The sequence below is a fragment of the Bartonella rhinolophi genome, from assembly GCF_036576165.1.
Lineage (GTDB): Bacteria > Pseudomonadota > Alphaproteobacteria > Rhizobiales > Rhizobiaceae > Bartonella.
Map to the genome: position 1 here is coordinate 501,319 of NZ_JBAFWY010000001.1, position 17,500 is coordinate 518,818.

At 40.7% G+C, this 17,500-nt stretch carries 14 protein-coding genes; 9 read left to right on the forward strand and 5 right to left on the reverse strand.

The window, feature by feature from the left end:
• Nucleotides 1-38 precede the first annotated feature (38 nt).
• Nucleotides 39-1,355, forward strand: a complete 1,317-nt coding sequence (tolB, locus tag V5N67_RS02030) for a Tol-Pal system beta propeller repeat protein TolB (RefSeq protein ID WP_332060188.1) — start codon at nucleotides 39-41, stop codon at nucleotides 1,353-1,355.
• Nucleotides 1,356-1,862: 507 nt separating this feature from the next.
• On the opposite strand, the gene V5N67_RS02035 is transcribed toward tolB, so the two are convergent.
• Nucleotides 1,863-2,609: a YebC/PmpR family DNA-binding transcriptional regulator gene (locus V5N67_RS02035; protein WP_332060190.1), complete on the reverse strand. Its 747-nt coding sequence runs from the start codon at nucleotides 2,607-2,609 to the stop codon at nucleotides 1,863-1,865.
• 385 nt (nucleotides 2,610-2,994) lie between these two features.
• Between V5N67_RS02035 and V5N67_RS02040 the strand changes: the two genes are divergently transcribed.
• The 6 genes from V5N67_RS02040 (at nucleotide 2,995) to glmM (ending at nucleotide 11,767) form a co-directional block, all read left to right on the forward strand.
• Nucleotides 2,995-3,696, forward strand: a complete 702-nt coding sequence (locus V5N67_RS02040) for a DUF1013 domain-containing protein (RefSeq protein WP_332060191.1) — start codon at nucleotides 2,995-2,997, stop codon at nucleotides 3,694-3,696.
• Nucleotides 3,697-3,938: 242 nt separating this feature from the next.
• Nucleotides 3,939-4,463, forward strand: coding sequence for a peptidoglycan-associated lipoprotein Pal (pal, locus tag V5N67_RS02045; protein ID WP_332060193.1), 525 nt, complete (start codon nucleotides 3,939-3,941; stop codon nucleotides 4,461-4,463).
• Nucleotides 4,464-4,521: 58 nt separating this feature from the next.
• A complete protein-coding gene (locus V5N67_RS02050) occupies nucleotides 4,522-5,979 on the forward strand; it encodes a tetratricopeptide repeat protein (protein WP_332060194.1) in 1,458 nt (485 codons plus the stop codon).
• A complete protein-coding gene (gene tilS / locus V5N67_RS02055) occupies nucleotides 5,964-7,451 on the forward strand; it encodes a tRNA lysidine(34) synthetase TilS (protein WP_332060196.1) in 1,488 nt (495 codons plus the stop codon). Before V5N67_RS02050 ends, tilS begins: the two co-directional genes overlap by 16 nt.
• 119 nt (nucleotides 7,452-7,570) lie before the next feature.
• The gene (gene ftsH, locus V5N67_RS02060; protein ID WP_332060197.1) at nucleotides 7,571-9,745 is read left to right on the forward strand and encodes an ATP-dependent zinc metalloprotease FtsH; all 2,175 of its coding nucleotides are present in this window, start codon (nucleotides 7,571-7,573) and stop codon (nucleotides 9,743-9,745) included.
• A 654-nt stretch (nucleotides 9,746-10,399) separates the two neighbouring features.
• On the forward strand, nucleotides 10,400-11,767 hold the full coding sequence (glmM, locus tag V5N67_RS02065) for a phosphoglucosamine mutase (RefSeq protein WP_332060199.1): 1,368 nt from the start codon (nucleotides 10,400-10,402) through the stop codon (nucleotides 11,765-11,767).
• Nucleotides 11,768-12,206: 439 nt separating this feature from the next.
• Here glmM and V5N67_RS02070 read toward each other — a convergent pair whose 3' ends face one another.
• Both V5N67_RS02070 and V5N67_RS02075 read right to left on the reverse strand, forming a co-directional pair.
• Entirely contained in the window at nucleotides 12,207-12,644 is a 438-nt protein-coding gene (locus V5N67_RS02070; RefSeq protein ID WP_332060200.1) for a phage holin family protein, read from the reverse strand.
• Between the two features lie 3 nt (nucleotides 12,645-12,647).
• Complete coding sequence (locus tag V5N67_RS02075; protein WP_442879224.1) at nucleotides 12,648-12,992, reverse strand: ElaB/YgaM/YqjD family protein; 345 nt, start codon at nucleotides 12,990-12,992, stop codon at nucleotides 12,648-12,650.
• Between the two features lie 325 nt (nucleotides 12,993-13,317).
• Here V5N67_RS02075 and V5N67_RS02080 point away from each other — a divergent pair, with 325 nt between their 5' ends.
• Nucleotides 13,318-14,157 (forward strand): MotA/TolQ/ExbB proton channel family protein, encoded by an 840-nt coding sequence (locus V5N67_RS02080; protein WP_332060203.1) that lies wholly within the window; start codon nucleotides 13,318-13,320, stop codon nucleotides 14,155-14,157.
• Nucleotides 14,157-14,750 carry a biopolymer transporter ExbD gene (locus V5N67_RS02085; protein WP_332060205.1) on the forward strand — a complete coding sequence of 198 codons (594 nt, stop codon included), beginning with the start codon at nucleotides 14,157-14,159 and terminating at the stop codon, nucleotides 14,748-14,750. Before V5N67_RS02080 ends, V5N67_RS02085 begins: the two co-directional genes overlap by 1 nt.
• A 106-nt stretch (nucleotides 14,751-14,856) precedes the next feature.
• On the opposite strand, the gene dut is transcribed toward V5N67_RS02085, so the two are convergent.
• Nucleotides 14,857-15,387 carry a dUTP diphosphatase gene (gene dut, locus V5N67_RS02090; protein ID WP_332060207.1) on the reverse strand — a complete coding sequence of 177 codons (531 nt, stop codon included), beginning with the start codon at nucleotides 15,385-15,387 and terminating at the stop codon, nucleotides 14,857-14,859.
• A gap of 477 nt (nucleotides 15,388-15,864) precedes the next feature.
• On the reverse strand, nucleotides 15,865-16,680 hold the full coding sequence (locus tag V5N67_RS02095; protein ID WP_332060209.1) for a VIT1/CCC1 transporter family protein: 816 nt from the start codon (nucleotides 16,678-16,680) through the stop codon (nucleotides 15,865-15,867).
• Between the last annotated feature and the right edge of the window lie 820 nt (nucleotides 16,681-17,500).

The following is a 17,500-nucleotide window of genomic DNA, read 5'->3' on the forward strand; positions in this document are numbered from 1 at the left end:
GCAAATATATTTTCTCTCCAATAAAAGGATACATTCCCATGGCTATAACGAGATACACATTTTTTTCTTGGTTTATTGTCACCGCAGGTTTGTGGCTTTCGAGTTTTTCATTTGCACATGCGCAACTGAAAGGCACAATTTCAAGTGCTGACTTTAATCCCATTCCAATTGCAATTACGGATTTTTTGTCCAATGATTCGATAGGAGAGAAAATAGCTGCTGTTGTGACTGCTGATCTTGAACGGTCGGGACTGTTTTCTCCACTTAACAAGGCATCTTTTTTTGAAAAAATTCCCAACCCTGATATTGAGCCAAATTTTCTCGGTTGGAAAAAAACCAATGTGCAAGGTTTAGTTACAGGACAAGTGATAAGAGAGACCGACGGGCGATTGAGAGTCGATTTTCGTTTATGGGATGTCTTTGGACATACGCAGTTAAAAGGACGGCGCTTTTATACAGCCACAGAACGTTGGCGGCGTGTTGCGCATATGATTGCAGATGAAGTCTATAGTCAGATGACAGGGGAAAGTGGTTACTTTGATACGCGAATTGTTTTTATTGATGAAACGGGTCCCAGAAATGCACGTATTAAACGTTTAGCGATTATGGATCAAGATGGCGCAAATTTGATCTATATTTCTAAAGGCCGTGAACTGGTGCTGACCCCACGTTTTTCACCTAAGCGGCAAGAAATTACTTATATGGCCTATGGGCACAAACAAACACCCCATGTTTATCTTCAACAACTTGAAGTGGGACAAAGAGAATTGATCGGAGCCTTTGATAATATGACGATTGCTCCGCGTTTTTCTCCTGATGGGCAAAAAGTGATCATGAGTTTGTTACAAAACAATGGCAGTGCAAATCTTTATACCATGGATTTGCGAACGCGCACTATGACGCGACTTACAACAACCTCAGCCATTGATACATCGGCTTCTTATTCGCCAGATGGGACACAAATCGTCTTTTCATCAGACCGCAATGGAAAACCGCAAATCTACACGATGAATGCCGATGGCAGCAATATTCAACGTATTTCTTCAAATGATGGCAGCTATTCTACACCCATTTGGTCTCCGCGTGGAGATTATATTGCTTTTACAAAACAGTCTGAGGGACAATTTTCCATCGGAGTTATGCGTCCTGATGGGCTAGGAGAGCGCATTTTAACCACAGGGTTCCACAATGAAGGACCAACGTGGGCGCCCAATGGTCGTGTCTTAATGTTCTTCCGTCAAGATCCTGGTATGGGACCTAAAATTTACACGATTGATATTACGGGGCGTAATGAACGTCAATTGCCTACACCCAATGATGCCTCTGATCCAGCGTGGTCGCCGTTGTTGAAATAAATAAGCCGTTTTATAAAGTGAATAGCTATTTTTTAAGGTTATGAGGTTCGCGCAAATGTGTGTTTGGCTTATTTGGCGCGGGGAGGATTGTTGTGTATAAAACAAGGTTGATAATAGTTATGCAGCTTCTGTGATAAGAGGGTGTATAGAAGGAGGGCACAAAGAAAAGATCATGCTCATCGATGATGACGTAAAGATGCTGCTGTTTTCGTTGTGCTACTGTTTGTGTTGATGAAAATTTTCTAAGGAAGGATTTTAAAGAGATTTACATTTGAGTATTTTGTTGAAAGTGCATGGGAGTGTTTTCGCGCCACGCGTTTAATCCTCCGCTTTGGCGCGGGGAGGATTGTTGTGTATAAAACAAGGTTGATAATAGTTATGCAGCTTCTGTGATAAGAGGGTGTATAGAAGGAGGGCATAGAGAAAAGATCATGCCCATCGATGATGATACAAAGAAGGTGGCACAAAAAAGGTGACACTCTGGGGGTAGTGACTCTCTAAAGGGATTTATGCAGAGAGTTTTGCCAAAATTTCATCGCTGACATCAAAATTGGCATAAACATTTTGCACATCATCATCTTCTTCTAATGTCGCGATGAGACGTAAAATCGACAAAGCTTTTTCTTCATCTATGGGGGCAAGGGTGGTTGCTTTCCAAACAGTTTTGATCGATTCTGCCTCGCCCAGTTTTGCTTCCAATGTCTTAGAAACTTCACCAATATCTTCAAATGCGCAAATAATGTGGTGTCCTGTTTCTTCTGACTGCACATCTTCAGCACCCGCTTCGATCGCTGCATCCATGATATGGTCGGCTGTACCTGCTTCACATTTATAGATGATCTCACCAATCCGATTAAACATGAAGCTCACGGAACCTGTTTCTCCCAGTGCTCCACCCGATTTGGTAAAGGCAGCGCGCACGTTTGAAGCGGTGCGGTTGCGGTTATCGGTTAAAGCTTCGACAATGACTGCAACACCCCCTGGACCATATCCTTCATAGCGCACTTCATCATAATGTTCGACATCAGTGCCTGAAGCTTTCTTAATGGCGCGTTCAATATTGTCCTTTGGCATCGATTGTGCTTTAGCATTTTGAACAGCAAGTCTTAAGCGTGGATTCATGGCAGGATCGGGAGCACCTTGTTTGGCTGCAACTGTAATTTCACGTGCAAGTTTAGAAAATATTTTCGAGCGCATCGCATCTTGACGCCCTTTACGGTGCATAATATTTTTAAATTGTGAATGTCCTGCCATAGCTTCTCTTTCCGTTTAGGGTTTCCCTTATCTGCTTGAAAGATTTTTCCTCAGTTTCAAGGTAGATCCAACATCCCTATTTAAAGAACAAATATGCCGCAAATGCGCCGCAATATGGGATGAAGAAATCGCACAAACCCTTTATAAAAAAAATCACGTTAAAGGTAAAGATCCTCTCTTGAAGATCATCACAAGATAGGTGCTCTTGTCGTTCATTAAAAATCAGGCTATAACGGGGTGTGATTTCATGGCAAAAGTGATTTATTCCGTGTTTCGCTCTTATAAAATGGGGGAGCAGGGACTGATATAATAAGGGGAAAAGCCCTTAAATTCCTAAAGTGGGTGGTAATCTGCCTTAAACAAGGCAAACAAGAGGATAATAGAAATGGCAACACAACTTTTGATGCCTAAAGCTACGGCGGTTTGGCTGGTTGATAATACCGCACTTTCTTTTGACCAAATTGCAGATTTTTGTAAATTGCATGTGTTGGAAGTTAAAGCAATTGCAGATGGTGAAGCTGCGCACGGTATTAAAGGTTTGGATCCTATTAGCTCTGGGCAGTTGACGCGTAGTGAAATCGCACGTGTGGAAGCTGACGAAACTGCGCGCTTGAAAATTTCAGAATCAAGGGTTCATATCCCTGAAAAAAAACGCAAAGGTGCTCGTTATATTCCTCTTTCTCGGCGGCAGGATCGCCCCAATGGTATCTTATGGTTGGTCACCAACCATCCTGAGTTAAAAGATGCACAGATTGCACGCTTGATTGGAACAACAAAAGCAACAATTGAGCAAATTCGTCAAAGAACCCATTGGAATAGCGCTAATTTAACGCCTTTGGATCCTGTGGGGCTTGGTTTGTGCTCGCAAATTGATCTGGATTTTGAACTTCAGCGCAGCGCAAGAAATCGTCCCATCTCTTCTGAAGAAGATAGATCCTTGCTTCCAGCATCAGTTACAGAAAGTGTTGCTTTCAGTGAAGATGAGGATGAACAACACCTCAACAAAAGTTTCGATGCAGATAAAGTGTTTGCAAAACTCAATGCGCTGCGGAAAAATCGTCAGGATGACACAGAAGAAAAATCGTAAAAAAGCCGTTCAGATAGCGCATAAAGAAATCTCGTGGTATTGCGTGTAAAAAGTGTTTAGGCAGCTTGATATCCCATGTTGGTGCTTAAAAAAAGCTGTAAAAAGAAAATTTTAGAAGGTAAAAAGCAGCTGATGAAATGAAAAGATGCATCTATCTTCATGAAAAACGGACATTACTCTTGAAAAGTGTTAGAATAATGTATTTCCTTCAATTTTAGCGCTTATAACAAGGATACCAATATATGTATTTTATCAAAAATATTCTTTTTCATCCATTAATAGTCGCTCTATTTTTTGCAGTGTTGCTTGTTGGGTGTGGTAGAAAACATGCCAATACTGCTGCGCACGATATAAATAGTGCCTCTTTAAATGACGCAAATTTTCATCAGACGCCAGAAGTGGCAAAGCAGTATTTTACTGTGAATGTTGGAGATCGCATTTTCTTTAGTCTCGATTCCTCTTCTATCGAACCTGATGCTCAACGCGTTTTGAGACGGCAAGCTGAATGGTTGCTTCGTCATCCTTTCTTCTTCGTTACAATTGAAGGTCATGCCGATGAACGTGGTACGCGTGAGTATAATTTGGCTCTTGGGCAGCGTCGTGCTGTTGCTGTGCGCGATTATTTGATTTCTCTTGGTGTGTCTGCACAGCGGATGCAAACAATTTCTTATGGAAAAGAAAGACCTGTGGCAGTGTGTAACGATCTTTCTTGTTGGAATCAAAATCGACGCGCTGTTACGAAAATCAGTGTTGTGCGCGGTGGTTAAAACAAACAATGTTAAGGGTTCAGACTTATTTTAAATTAAACTGTTGAGGAAGAAAGGTATGTATGTATTGAAAAAACAAAATTGGAAAGTTGTCTTTTTAGCATCAAGTCTTATTGCGTGTTTCGCCTTGTCTGCTCAAAGTGCATCGCGAAGTCCTAAGCATTTTTCTACTTATGATACAGATCCCTCTGCGGATGCAGCGCCTTCTGATAAGGGTGCGGAATCTTCAGCACAAGATGCAGCGCCTTTTGATAAGGATGCAGAATCTTCAGCACAAGATGCAGCACCTTCTGACAAGGGTGCGGAATCTTCAGCACAAGATGCAGCGCCTTCCGATAAGGGTGTAGAATCTTCAGCACAAGATGCAGCGCCTTCCGATAAGGGTGTAGAATCTTCAGCACAAGATGCAGCGCCTTCTGATAAGGGTGCAGAATCTTCAGCACAAGATGCAGCACCTTCTGACAAGAGTGCAGAATCTTCAGCACAAGATGCAGCGCCTTCTGATAAGGATGCAGAATCTTCAGCACAAGATGCAGCGCCTTCTGACAAGAGTGCAGAATCTTCAGCACAAGATGCAGCGCCTTCTGATAAGGATGCGGAATCTTCAGCACAAGATGCAGCACCTTCTGATAAGGATGCAGAATCTTCAGCACAAGATGCAGCGCCTTCTGATAAGGGTGCAGAATCTTCAGCACAAGATGCAGCACCTTCTGATAAGGATGCAGAATCTTCAGCACAAGATGCAGCGCCTTCTGATAAGGATGCGGAATCTTCAGCACAAGATGCAGCACCTTCTGATAAGAGTGCAGAATCTTCAGCACAAGATGCAGCACCTTCTGATAAGGATGCAGAATCTTCAGCACAAGATGCAGCGCCTTCTGATAAGGGTGCGGATTCTTCCGATCTGAGTGTGATTAAAATTAAAGAAATGGCTTTAGAAAATAAGGCATCTTTGCTTCAAGACAATGATTTAGATAAGCTCTTGAATATGATAGAAGCAGTGCTTGAACATAATAGTCTGGAAGATACACAAAAACAATTTCATAAGCTTTTTGATAAAGATGGTTCTGCTTTTTATTCTTGTTTTTCTGATAACCCTCCTTTGGATAAAGAGTTGTCTCTTCTCTCTCCCCAAGTGTTGTATAAAAAGGGTTACGATTTTATTCTTTCTGCTAATTATGTTGAAGCCGAAAAGGCTTTTTGTGTTTTTCAAGACCGTTATCGTAAAGACCCTTTGGGCGGGGATGCTTTATTTTGGTTGGCAGAATCTTTATTGGGACAAAAGCGCTATTATGAAGCGGCACAAACTTATCTCACTGTATGGTACACAGATAAGAAGAAGCTCTACGGTTCTGAGATTTTACTGAAATTAGCAGTGAGTATGGCTGCTCTTGGTCAAAATAAAGAAGCTTGTGCTTTATTTGACAATATATCAAACCACTATAAAACGCTGGATTGTATTTTTTGTAAACGTCTTCAAGAGGAGCGGAGTCGTGCGCGGTGTTCGTTAGATTAGCAAAAAATCTCTTTAAAACGTCAGATTTTATCCAGTGTCAAAAATTGATTGTTGCAGTTTCAGGAGGGAGTGATTCGTTAGCTTTATTGTTTTTGGTTAAAGATTATTTAACAACTTTGTCTGTTCCTCCCGAGATGATTGTCGTGAGTGTTGATCATCGGTTGCGTAGAGAGTCTGCGCGTGAAGTGGAGGATGTCGCAGAAATTTGTCGTGCACATCATATTAGACATGTAACTCTGCGCTGGGATGGAGAAAAGCCAAAAACTCATATCGCTGAAAAAGCACGTGTAGCACGTTATAATCTCCTGTTTCAAGAAGCGCAAAAACAAGGTGCAACGCTTATTATGACAGGACATACGCTCAACGATCAGGTTGAAACTTATCAGATGCGTAGTCAACGGATTTCAAAAAATGTCGATGCTTTGCAGCAAACAATCTTTGGAGATCTTCAAGGGGAAGGTTGTGCTGCAAAGATGACAGCAAATATTGCAGAGATGACAGGAAAAAATTGTATATTGGTGCGTGAGCGTGGATTATCTTGTATTCCGCGTGAAGCGTTGTTGCGTCAAAAAGTGCGCTTGATCCGTCCTCTTCTTGGTGTAAAGCGTAAAACATTGCGTGCTTATTTGCGTTTGCAGGGAAAAACATGGATTGATGATCCAACAAATGAGGATCTCAATTTTGAACGCGTGCGTGTGCGCCAATCCCTTCCACAAAAGAAAATTGCCAATATTGCTAAAAAAGTTAATGAAGCTGCGCTTAAACGTCGTAGACAGGCGCAAAATATTGCTGATTTGATTTTGGCTTTAGATATTGCTGTGGAACATGGACGTTGTTTTATTGAAAAGCCTGTGCCATTTTTACATCAACATCCAGATTTTCCGTTCGTTGTTGGGCTTTTTGCGGTGTTGATGGGAGGAAGCTCTTATTTGCTGCCCTATAAAAAATTGACCACTCTTGCACAGAAATTATGTCTCTCTTCTCCCAAAAAACAGCGTTTCACTTTGGCTGGATCTGTTATTGAATGTAGCATCAGTGGTGTCGCTTTTTGGCGAGAATCTCGAAATATTAAAGAGGCAATCGTTGCACCTAAAAAAACTGTTCTGTGGGATGGGCGTTATCAGATTACCAATCATACATCCAATGCTATAACGGTGAAACCAGCTGATTTGGAGCATCTGAAATCTTTGTGCCAAATGGAATCCCAAATGGAATTTTTGTGCCAAAACAGCATATGCGATTGCAAACACCCACATTTCCCATCTCTGCAATCGCTTCCGATGATTTTAAAGGATAAAGAGGTCAATATTCCTGAGCTCACTTATCAATGCGCATTTGAACAAAAAGCTCTTTTTCAACAAAATGTTCTCATAAAGCGAATTCTCGCTCCCTTTGACTGGCTATTGTCATGCGAAGATGCTGCTCTTGTACACACTATTGAACCTTTTTTTAATGTTGAGATAAGGATATAAGAAGAATCATTCTAAAAAAAGATGACAAACATCTCCTCATACCTTGGCAAGGGGCAGACAAGGTTATATGTTAAAGACAACTGTTTTAAAAACCTGTATTTTTATTAAGTGGATCTAATATGAATTCCAATTACCGCTCTCTCCTCATTTGGGGAGTCATTGCTTTAATTTTGATTGTGTCATTTTCTCTCTTTAATGGAGAGGGTCAGCGTTCTGGAAGTGGAGAAATGTCCTATTCCGAATTCTTGCAGAAAGTTGAGAATAATGAACTGAAAGCTGTGACCATTCAAGGTCAAAAGTTAACAGGACAAACCGTTGAGTATAAAGTTATTTCAACTTATGCACCACGAGATCCAAATTTGATACAAAAATTAGAAAGCAAAAATGTGAATGTTAAGGCTATTCCTGAAAGCTCGGGCAATAGTATCTTCCTTAATTTGTTATTTTCACTGTTGCCTGTGATTATTATCGTCGGGGTCTGGATCTTCTTTATGCGGCAAATGCAAAGTGGATCGCGCGGCGCTATGGGGTTTGGAAAGTCAAAAGCAAAATTGCTCAATGAAGCGCAGGGACGTGTCACTTTTCAAGATGTCGCTGGTGTTGAAGAAGCAAAACAAGATTTACAAGAAATTGTCGAGTTTTTACGGGAGCCACAGAAATTTCAACGCTTAGGAGGACGTATTCCACGGGGTGTTTTGCTCGTTGGTCCTCCTGGAACGGGTAAAACTTTGCTGGCGCGCTCCGTGGCGGGTGAAGCTAATGTGCCGTTCTTTACAATTTCAGGGTCAGATTTTGTCGAAATGTTTGTCGGTGTTGGTGCAAGCCGTGTGCGTGATATGTTCGAACAGGCTAAAAAAAATGCACCCTGTATTATCTTTATCGATGAAATTGATGCTGTTGGGCGCCATCGGGGTGCAGGATTGGGAGGCGGAAACGATGAGCGTGAGCAAACCTTAAACCAGTTGCTTGTTGAAATGGACGGGTTTGAGCCCAATGAAAGCATTATTCTCATCGCTGCAACAAACCGTCCCGATGTGCTCGACCCTGCTCTTTTAAGACCTGGGCGTTTTGACCGACAGGTTGTTGTGCCAAATCCTGATGTTGCTGGGCGTGAACAAATTTTGAAAGTTCATGTGCGCAATGTGCCTTTAGCTCCTAATGTCGATTTGAAAGTGTTGGCAAGGGGAACCCCAGGGTTTTCTGGTGCCGATCTGATGAATCTTGTCAATGAAGCTGCTCTTATGGCTGCTAGTCGCAATAAAAGAGTCGTGACGATGCAAGAGTTTGAAGATGCTAAAGATAAGGTGATGATGGGCGCTGAACGCCGATCAACTGCTATGACACAAGAAGAAAAAGAATTAACTGCTTATCACGAAGCGGGGCATGCTATTGTTGCTCTGAATGTGCCTGTTGCTGATCCTGTTCATAAAGCAACAATCGTACCAAGAGGAAGAGCGCTGGGAATGGTCATGCAGTTGCCTGAGGGCGATCGCTATTCCATGAGCTATCGGTGGATGATTTCGCGTTTGGCTATTATGATGGGCGGAAGAGTGGCTGAAGAATTAAAGTTTGGGAAGGAAAATATCACTTCTGGAGCTTCCTCGGATATCGAACAAGCGACAAAACTAGCGCGAGCAATGATTACGAGGTGGGGATTTTCTGATCTGCTTGGAAATGTTGCCTATGGTGATAACCAAGATGAAGTTTTTCTAGGGCATTCCGTCGCACGGACACAAAATATCTCTGAGGAAACCGCACGCATGATCGATGCTGAAGTGCGTAAACTGATTGATAATGCTTATACAAGTGCTACGGAAATTTTGAAAACAAAAAAACAAGAATGGTTCGCTCTTGCGCAAGGTTTGTTAGAATATGAAACCTTAACGGGAGCGGAAATTAACGAAGTAATTGCAGGAAAGCCTCCTTCACGCACACAAAAGGATGAAAATGCTTCTGTGCGTATTTCGTCTGTGCCAAAAACTGGAACAAGCAAAACAGAGCTTGGGAAAGTTATGCCAGATGAAACAGATGATCGTGAAAAAGGAGAAGAAAAAGCACAGCGCAAAGTTGAACATGAAACAGAAAAATCAACGAATGCAAAACATGATACAAAGGTGCAATTAAAAAGCGCTCAGTCTCAAAAATCTGATAAAAAAACACGAAGCACAAAAACGACAGCTAAAGCCGTAAAATCTTCTGAACACGGTGCAAGTACAAAAAAAGATGCAAGTGCAGAGAAAAGTGTAGATGCTGTTGAAAAGAAAGGAAAACAAACACCTTCTAACGATGCTTAAAGAGGCTGTGTTTTTTGAAAATTTCCCCATGCAGCAAATGTGTGGGATCACAAAAAGAGGTGCAAAGTTTACTTTGCACCTCAAAAATAATATGCACAAAAGCAATATGCGAAAAGCAAAAAATAGTAATATACGAAAAATTATATTGGAATAAGTGGTGAATTATCCTACAAAAAATCCTTACAAAACAGCTTTTTAAAAAATGAAAATTTTTAAAAATGAAAGGGTTCGCTTTTTACAAAAAAGTTTTGTTACAAAAAATATGTGTGGTTGTAAAATAGTATGGACTTTTAAGGTTGTTTTTATAGTGGGGTTTTGAGCGTGGAAGCGCATCAAAAAAGCGGGAAAATACGGATTTCGTGAGGTTGTTAAGTCAACGGTTTTTGAATTTTTGGAGAGCACGAGCGTTTTTTTAAAGTAGGGGGGGAAAATGCATGGTGTTTTAAGAAAAATGCGCAATTTGTTTTGGATAAGATTTGTTTTGAGCAAGATTTATGGTGGGTGTCTTGACTATCTTGAAAGGATGAAGCGCTGCAAATGATCTTACTGCTTTGAGAAGATCTTTCTGTACCAAAATTTTCTACGTCGCAACTGCAAAAGAAGCTGCGTCACACAACCGCGAAAGAAAAAAGTGCGTATAAAGGAAAAGTAAGAATGGCGCAAAAATATTTTGGTACAGATGGAATTCGAGGAAAAGCCAATTCTTTTCCTATGACACCAGATTTTGCTATGAAAGTGGGAATGGCTGTTGGGGTTTTGTTTCGATCGCAACATCAGTCGTGCCGTGTGGTGATTGGAAAAGATACTCGTTTATCGGGTTATATGTTGGAAAATGCTTTAGTTTCAGGATTTACTGCTGCTGGAATGGAAGCTTTTTTGTTGGGACCTGTGCCAACACCTGCTGTTGCTATGCTTTGTCGTTCGCTGCGTGCTGATATTGGGGTGATGATTTCTGCTTCTCATAATCCCTTCTATGATAATGGAATTAAACTTTTTGGCCCCGATGGTTTTAAGCTTTCAGATGAGGTAGAAAGAAAAATTGAACAATTAATTGATACCGATCTTTCAAAATCTTTAGCAAATTGTGCGGAAATTGGTTACGCAAAACGGGTTGAAGGTGATATTTATCGCTATATCGAATATGCCAAGCGGACTTTACCGCGCGATGTTCGTCTGGATAGTTTGCGTATTGTTGTGGATTGCGCCAATGGTGCGGCTTATAAAGCGGCACCGCGTGCTTTATGGGAATTGGGAGCTGAAGTTTTTGCTATCAATAATACTCCAGATGGTTTCAACATTAATCAAAAATGTGGCTCAACCGATTTGGCTTCTCTGAAACAAAAAGTTCATGAAGTGCGTGCCGATGTGGGAATTGCTCTTGATGGAGATGGAGATCGTGTTTTAATTGTCGATGAAAAGGCGCAAACCATTGATGGGGATCAGTTGATCGCGGTCATTGCGGAACATTGGCATAAAACAGGACGGTTGCAGCGCAACGGTGTGGTGACAACAATTATGTCTAATCTTGGGCTTGAGCGTTTCTTACACTCTAAAGGGTTGGAGCTTATTCGGACAAAGGTTGGGGATCGCTATGTTGTCGATGCGATGCGTCAGAAGGGGTATAATGTCGGAGGTGAGGTTTCTGGGCATATTGTGTTGAGCGATTTTGGAACAACAGGTGATGGATTGGTGGCTGCCTTACAGGTTTTATCTTGTATGCAGGAGAGTCAAAACTCTATGAGCCAGTTGTGTAAACGGTTTGAGCCGGTGCCACAAATTTTGCAAAATGTTACAGTTAAAAACAAAAATGTGCTGACAAAAAATGCGGTCAAAACTGCAATAGATCAGGCGACCCAGCGTTTGGGAAAAGAATCACGATTGGTGATACGCCCCTCTGGAACCGAGCCAATGATCCGCGTTATGGCAGAAGGCGATGATCGAGAAACTCTTGATACTATCGTGACAGAGATGATCGATGTTATCGCGCATCATGATGTTGCTTCAAAGAGTGATCCTCTCTGAAGAAGTTATGATGAGGGAGCATGAATGTTTTTTATCTAGATTATCCAATTTATCAGAAGTGTTGAATCACAAATAATATAATTCATTATTTTTTCGTGCGTTTTGATCATTGTGGAATCTTTTCATCATTGAGCATAAAAGTCCAAATATGGACTTGTGTTATGAGGCAAGAGATTGGTCGTAGATATCTTCATCAAACCTTGCATATAATCCGCGCGCGCATAAGGGTGAAAGTGTATGGTAAATGATGATGATTTAAGTGGTGCTGTTTTGTTTTAAACGATATGTTCGACTATTTTTCCTGAAAGTTTTTATAGTTGTGGGTTGTCTTAAACCATCTCGTCTATATTTATGAATGGGGGGGTTGGCAAAAAAGGTGCTTTTTTTCGATAGGGGAAAAAAAGCACCTTATGGGGGATAAAATGATGAAAAATCTCTTTTAAGAGCGGTTTTTTTTATCTTTGTTCCACAAAAAATAGGTCGCAAGCCCAAGAACTGAAACGCCCAATTTGGCAAAAGGCAGATGCTGACTGAGAAGTGCAATGCTAGAAAGTGTTGCGTCTGTCATAAATTTTTGCTGTTGTTGCTTCAACTGTTTTTGTTGATTGTGAAGCTGATAAGCTCTGAGAAGTCGACCCACAAAGAGAGCTAATCCTGCAATAAAAAGCCAAATGAAAAACATTGTGCTGGCTGCGGCAAGGGGTGTCATAACCGAACATAATGCAATAAAGCCAATGGTACACAAAAACATCAAAGATATGAATAAAGACATTCCAATAATTCCACGGCAAATGGCTTGACGACGCATTTGCTTAACGGTGTTTTTGAGCTCTCCGTTGACAAGAGAATTAAAAAGGGGGGCGAGGAGCGTATACATTGATTAACGACGCAATAATTGGGCAAGAACAAAGCCAATCCCTGCTGCAAACAAAACACTTTTGCTTGGATTTTTGCGGACGCATTTGTTCATGGCTTGTTCAAAATTGTTAATTTTATCTTTCGCTTGCGACATGATCTCTTCGCTGTTTTCCTTTGCAGAGCTGTACAGTTTTTCAGCTTTATCTTTGGCTGTGTCTAACTTATTTGCTCCAAGATTTGTCAATGTTGAAGTGATACCAGAAATTTCATTGCGTAATTTCTCTAGTTGTGTTTGCAAGTTCTTTTCTTCTGTTGTTTTGTGGTTTGCCATGGCGATATTTCCCTCTCTTGGTTTATTGTTATTCATGATTGTATATTTTTTGTGATGATTTGCATGGAAGCCAAACAAATTTCACTGCCAAATTTACTGCTTGAGTAACGCCCAACAATTGCTTTAGTTCCATTTCTTCATTTCATTTGAAAATGTTTTTTATCAAATCAGTTTTGTCTGTAAAATCACTTTAAAAAGAGGTGCTCAGGAGCTGTCTTTGAAAAAATCGAAGTTTTAAAGTAAAACTATACTTTATTTATCAAGTTTTATTCCTTAAATTGAACATAGTTATATTATAGGAGGATAGCGCTATAGAGGCGGTAGAATCAGAAATGTAAATCCAAAATGGTGTGAGGTGTAAATGGAACCTGAGACAGTCCCCTTAGGCAGCATGTCTGCTACATTTTCTTCGCACGATCTTTCCCCTTTCTCTATGTTTATGGCAGCTGATTGGGTTGTGAAAGCTGTTATTGTCACTTTGCTGGTGGCTTCTGTGATGTCTTGGACAATTGCTTTTGTCAAAATCGTTGAAATTACTTTAGCAAAACGAAGAGCACGTTATGAACTGCGCTTGGCTCTGCATGCTCAGACCCTTACGCGCTTGGCTGCAAGCTTGAAAGAAAGTAAAGGAGCGGGGGTAGGTTTCTTAAAAGAAGTGCTAAAAGAGGTTTATCTTTCTGCACAACAGATCACTCCTCTTGGAATTGAGGATCCTTGTGGGAGACAATATGAGTCGATGGATATCAATGAAGATATTATTTCCAATGAGGAAATTTTTCGCTATGGTGAGGTTGTCCGTGATATTAATGAGGGCGTGAAGGAGCGCGTTCATTTGCTTTTGTCGCGCTGTTTACTGGCTGCTACGCGGCGTGTTGCATGTGGGAGTGCTGTTCTTGCAACCATCGGCGCTATTGCTCCCTTTGTTGGTCTCTTTGCAACTGTTTGGGGGATCATGAATGCTTTTATCGGAATTGCTGAATCTCAAACAACGCGGCTTGATGTGGTTGCCCCTGGAATTGCTGAAGCTTTGCTGGCAACTGCTATCGGGCTTTTTGTGGCTATTCCTGCTGTTGTTATGTATAATAGCCTGATGCGAGCTCTGAGCGGTTATCGCAATGATTTAGGCGATATCGTTGCTGCGATCGAGAGGCTCTTGAGCCGTGAACTCGATAAACGCAGACAGCAAAAGAGTTATAAATAATGAAAACAGATTTTAATGATGATTGGGATACAAATGAGAGTGGGTTGCACAATGAGATCAATGTGACCCCCTTTATTGATGTGGTTTTGGTGCTGCTCATTGTTTTTATGGTGGCAGCGCCTCTAGCGACATCTGTTATTCCTGTTCAGTTGCCTTCTATAACGCAAGCACCTGCTGTTGTGGTACAGCCCGATGATCCCCTTTATGTGACTTTGCAAAAAGACAGTTCCCTTTATGTCGGCGATAATCTTGTCAGCCAAGCAGGGTTTACTGAAGCCTTGCTGAAGGAAACAAACCGAAATCTCGATACAAAGATTTTAATCAAAGCTGATAGTGAAATCGATTATGGTGCTGTGGTGGATTTGCTCAATCAAGTGCGAGTTGCTGGATATACTAAAATCGGTCTGATGGGGCTGCAAACATCTTCCAATGTTACTATTGCAAAGAAAGAGGGGGGCAGTGTGACAGAAAGCACAGTTGGTGGTGCGGTAGGCATAGCAGATGGTGCTATGGAGCATACAGCAGAAAGTGCATCAGCAAGTATGATGGATGATGCCCCAGCATATACAACACAGGGTGCGGGTGCACAGTAAGTGATGTGATAAAGCAGTAAAGGGCGTATTAACGCCCCTCCCTAGTGTGGAGTGTCTTGTCGTTCCCCACAGAGAGAAAAGAGGGAAATTTGCTGTTCACTTTGGCTTAACGGTCTCCTGTTGAGCCAAAGCCACCTGCACCACGACCTTCATTTGATGTATGGGAGCTGTCTTTTTGCTCCGGTTCAATTTCGCAAACATTAACTTGAATGACAGGTGCAATAATTGTTTGTGCAATGCGCATTCCCCGCTCAATGGAGAAATTTTCTTGTCCCAAATTAATGAGAAGAACTTTAACTTCACCGCGGTAATCGCTATCAATTGTTCCAGGAGTATTTAGACAGGTGATCCCATGCTTTAAAGCTAGCCCAGAGCGTGGACGTATTTGTGCTTCATAACCACATGAAAGATGAAAGATTAAACCCGTTGGAATAAGAGCCCGTTGCCCAGGTGCAAGGGTAATTGTTTCATTTTCAGCAAGAGCTGCACGTAAATCAAGCCCAGCCGAGCCCGCTGTGGCGTAAAAAGGAAGCTCTAAACCTTGCCCATGTTCAAGGCGCTGAATCGATAAAGTTACTTTGGAGGAAGAGGTATTCTCTTGGCTCTTTAAATTTATATTAGTTTGCGTATGAGGCATGGTTAAAACTTTTTCAAAAAATAAAAATGAACTCTCTGTATCAGTTTAACATGATAATTTATTCATTTAACATAAAAGTGAATACCTCTTTAACTTATATGTATAAAATTATATACATAAAAAAATTATAAAGATGTTTGTCTAAAGGGGGACGACATAAATTTCCTTAAAATTTCTCAACAATTTTAATGGTTGAGAGAGCGTTATTCTTAGTGTTTGCTCATATATTGTTGGTATTGTTTATTGTTGATAAAAAATTTGTCTATAAAAATTCCTGTGGTAAAAACAAGCACCTCACGCAATGCCTTGTAAAGATTTTGCCAAAAGAGCGTTAAGGGTGTTAACGTGAATTTCTTTTTTCAATCTAGAACAATACAAGCTCTGTAAGGTGGGAGGGTGTTTAGTGTTTTTGGGAAGGTGTCCCTTTTGCCCTCCAGTGTTTCTTTTATATAGCGTATATAGCGCTACTATATAGCGTTATATACTGCCGATGAGAATTCCTGTCACAAAAACTAAAGTTCCGCCAATGATAACTTGTAAAGACGCCCGCCAAAAGGGGGTCGACATATATTTGTTTTGGATCCAGACAATGGCGCCAAGTTCAAAAAATACAACGATAAATGCAATAATCGTCGCAATGTAAAAAGAGTTAATGAGGTAGGGAAGCGTGTGCCCTAATCCTCCCACTGTGGTCATGATGCCACTGGCTATGCCTCTTTTAAGTGGAGAACCACGACCTGATAATTTTCCATCATCATGGGCTGCTTCTGTAAAACCCATTGAAAGACCAGCTCCAATTGAAGCAGAGAGCCCGATCAAAAAAGTTTTATACGTATCTCCCGTTGCAAAAGCTGCTGCAAAAATTGGTGCAAGAGTGGAGACAGATCCATCCATTAATCCTGCAAGACCTGGTTGAATCCACGTTAAAAGTATTTGTTTTTGTGTTTTTGATGGATTTTTGGTGGTGCGGTTTGCTACTGTTCTGGTTCGGGAGTTTGCATGCAGGGGCTTATTTTTCATAAAAGAAGACCGATTGCGTGACACAATTGCTGCTTTTGCGTAACCGCGAGAAAAAAGAGAAGGATGCTGCTTATAATTTTGAGATTTTTGGGCGCTCATTGCTGTTTTCCTCGAAAAATAAGACTCTAAAGTCCTTACATATCTGGAAAAGAGAGCTGCATATTGCTCTCTCTGTTTGAATATACACAACATCATCTTGTCAAACAGCGCTCTTTGCGATGAATACAAGGATAGCGTTTTGCATTGTACAAATGAAAAAAGGGATTTTAACATTTGCTATTCTCTTATTATTTAGAATAGTTCTAAGATATAAGAAATAAAAAATAAAAGTCAATCTAAAATGATGCACGTTTAAAAAGACAGTGGTGAGAAAAAAATCCCATAAAGGGGGGGAGAAAATAGTGAGAAAAGCTGGTAAAAAATGAGCACAAAAGAATAAAAATTAACAAAGAAAAGAGGATATATGAGAAAATTGGGGGCATGCTAAAAATGTAAAACAATCATGCTTTTGGAGACTATGCTGGAGAAATTACACTGAAAAAAATTTCCGAGGGATCATAATCATTATTTGAAAATTGTGCCGAGGGAAGCCGTGTTATAAGAACCACATTTGGGGGCCATGTTTGGGAAATTGTGTTGAGGTAGAGTGTGCTAAGGGAAAGTCTTTTCTCCAAGAAGAGAGACAGTTATAATAACAGTTATAATAAAAATGGTAATAAAAAAGATGTTTGTTGCTCAGTTTGATTAAAGAAAAAAGATTTTCATTGAGTCTAAAAATACAAAAGACTGTTTTGCACATCCCGATTATTAATCTGCAGGTGGATTTAAGACAGGTGGATTTAAGATAAGAGTGACAGTAAAATAAAAATGACAAATAATGCGTGTGAAAGATGTTCTCAGAAATGATTTGCAAGCTATTGAAAAATTCTTAAAATAACCCCTCTCCAAAAACGACGAAAGGAGCAGTTGCCTACTCCTTCGTTCCTATCTCCCTTTTGGGGAAGCGGTCACCATTTCTGACGCCGTAGATAAGATCTATATAGACGCATTTGCTATAAAAGTCAACTCATTTAATCAAGTTTATTTATTTTTT

Bases quoted from the DNA above. Each gene is read 5' to 3' on its own strand.
- V5N67_RS02035 (WP_332060190.1), bottom strand. From the start codon at position 2,609: ATGGCAGGACATTCACAATTTAAAAATATTATGCACCGTAAAGGGCGT.
- V5N67_RS02085 (WP_332060205.1), top strand. From the start codon at position 14,157: ATGAAAACAGATTTTAATGATGATTGGGATACAAATGAGAGTGGGTTG.
- V5N67_RS02040 (WP_332060191.1), top strand. From the start codon at position 2,995: ATGGCAACACAACTTTTGATGCCTAAAGCTACGGCGGTTTGGCTGGTT.
- V5N67_RS02070 (WP_332060200.1), bottom strand. From the start codon at position 12,644: ATGTATACGCTCCTCGCCCCCCTTTTTAATTCTCTTGTCAACGGAGAG.
- tolB (WP_332060188.1), top strand. From the start codon at position 39: ATGGCTATAACGAGATACACATTTTTTTCTTGGTTTATTGTCACCGCA.
- glmM (WP_332060199.1), top strand. From the start codon at position 10,400: ATGGCGCAAAAATATTTTGGTACAGATGGAATTCGAGGAAAAGCCAAT.
- V5N67_RS02050 (WP_332060194.1), top strand. From the start codon at position 4,522: ATGTATGTATTGAAAAAACAAAATTGGAAAGTTGTCTTTTTAGCATCA.
- ftsH (WP_332060197.1), top strand. From the start codon at position 7,571: ATGAATTCCAATTACCGCTCTCTCCTCATTTGGGGAGTCATTGCTTTA.
- V5N67_RS02095 (WP_332060209.1), bottom strand. From the start codon at position 16,680: ATGTTAAAATCCCTTTTTTCATTTGTACAATGCAAAACGCTATCCTTG.
- V5N67_RS02080 (WP_332060203.1), top strand. From the start codon at position 13,318: ATGGAACCTGAGACAGTCCCCTTAGGCAGCATGTCTGCTACATTTTCT.
- dut (WP_332060207.1), bottom strand. From the start codon at position 15,387: ATGCCTCATACGCAAACTAATATAAATTTAAAGAGCCAAGAGAATACC.
- V5N67_RS02075 (WP_442879224.1), bottom strand. From the start codon at position 12,992: ATGAATAACAATAAACCAAGAGAGGGAAATATCGCCATGGCAAACCAC.
- pal (WP_332060193.1), top strand. From the start codon at position 3,939: ATGTATTTTATCAAAAATATTCTTTTTCATCCATTAATAGTCGCTCTA.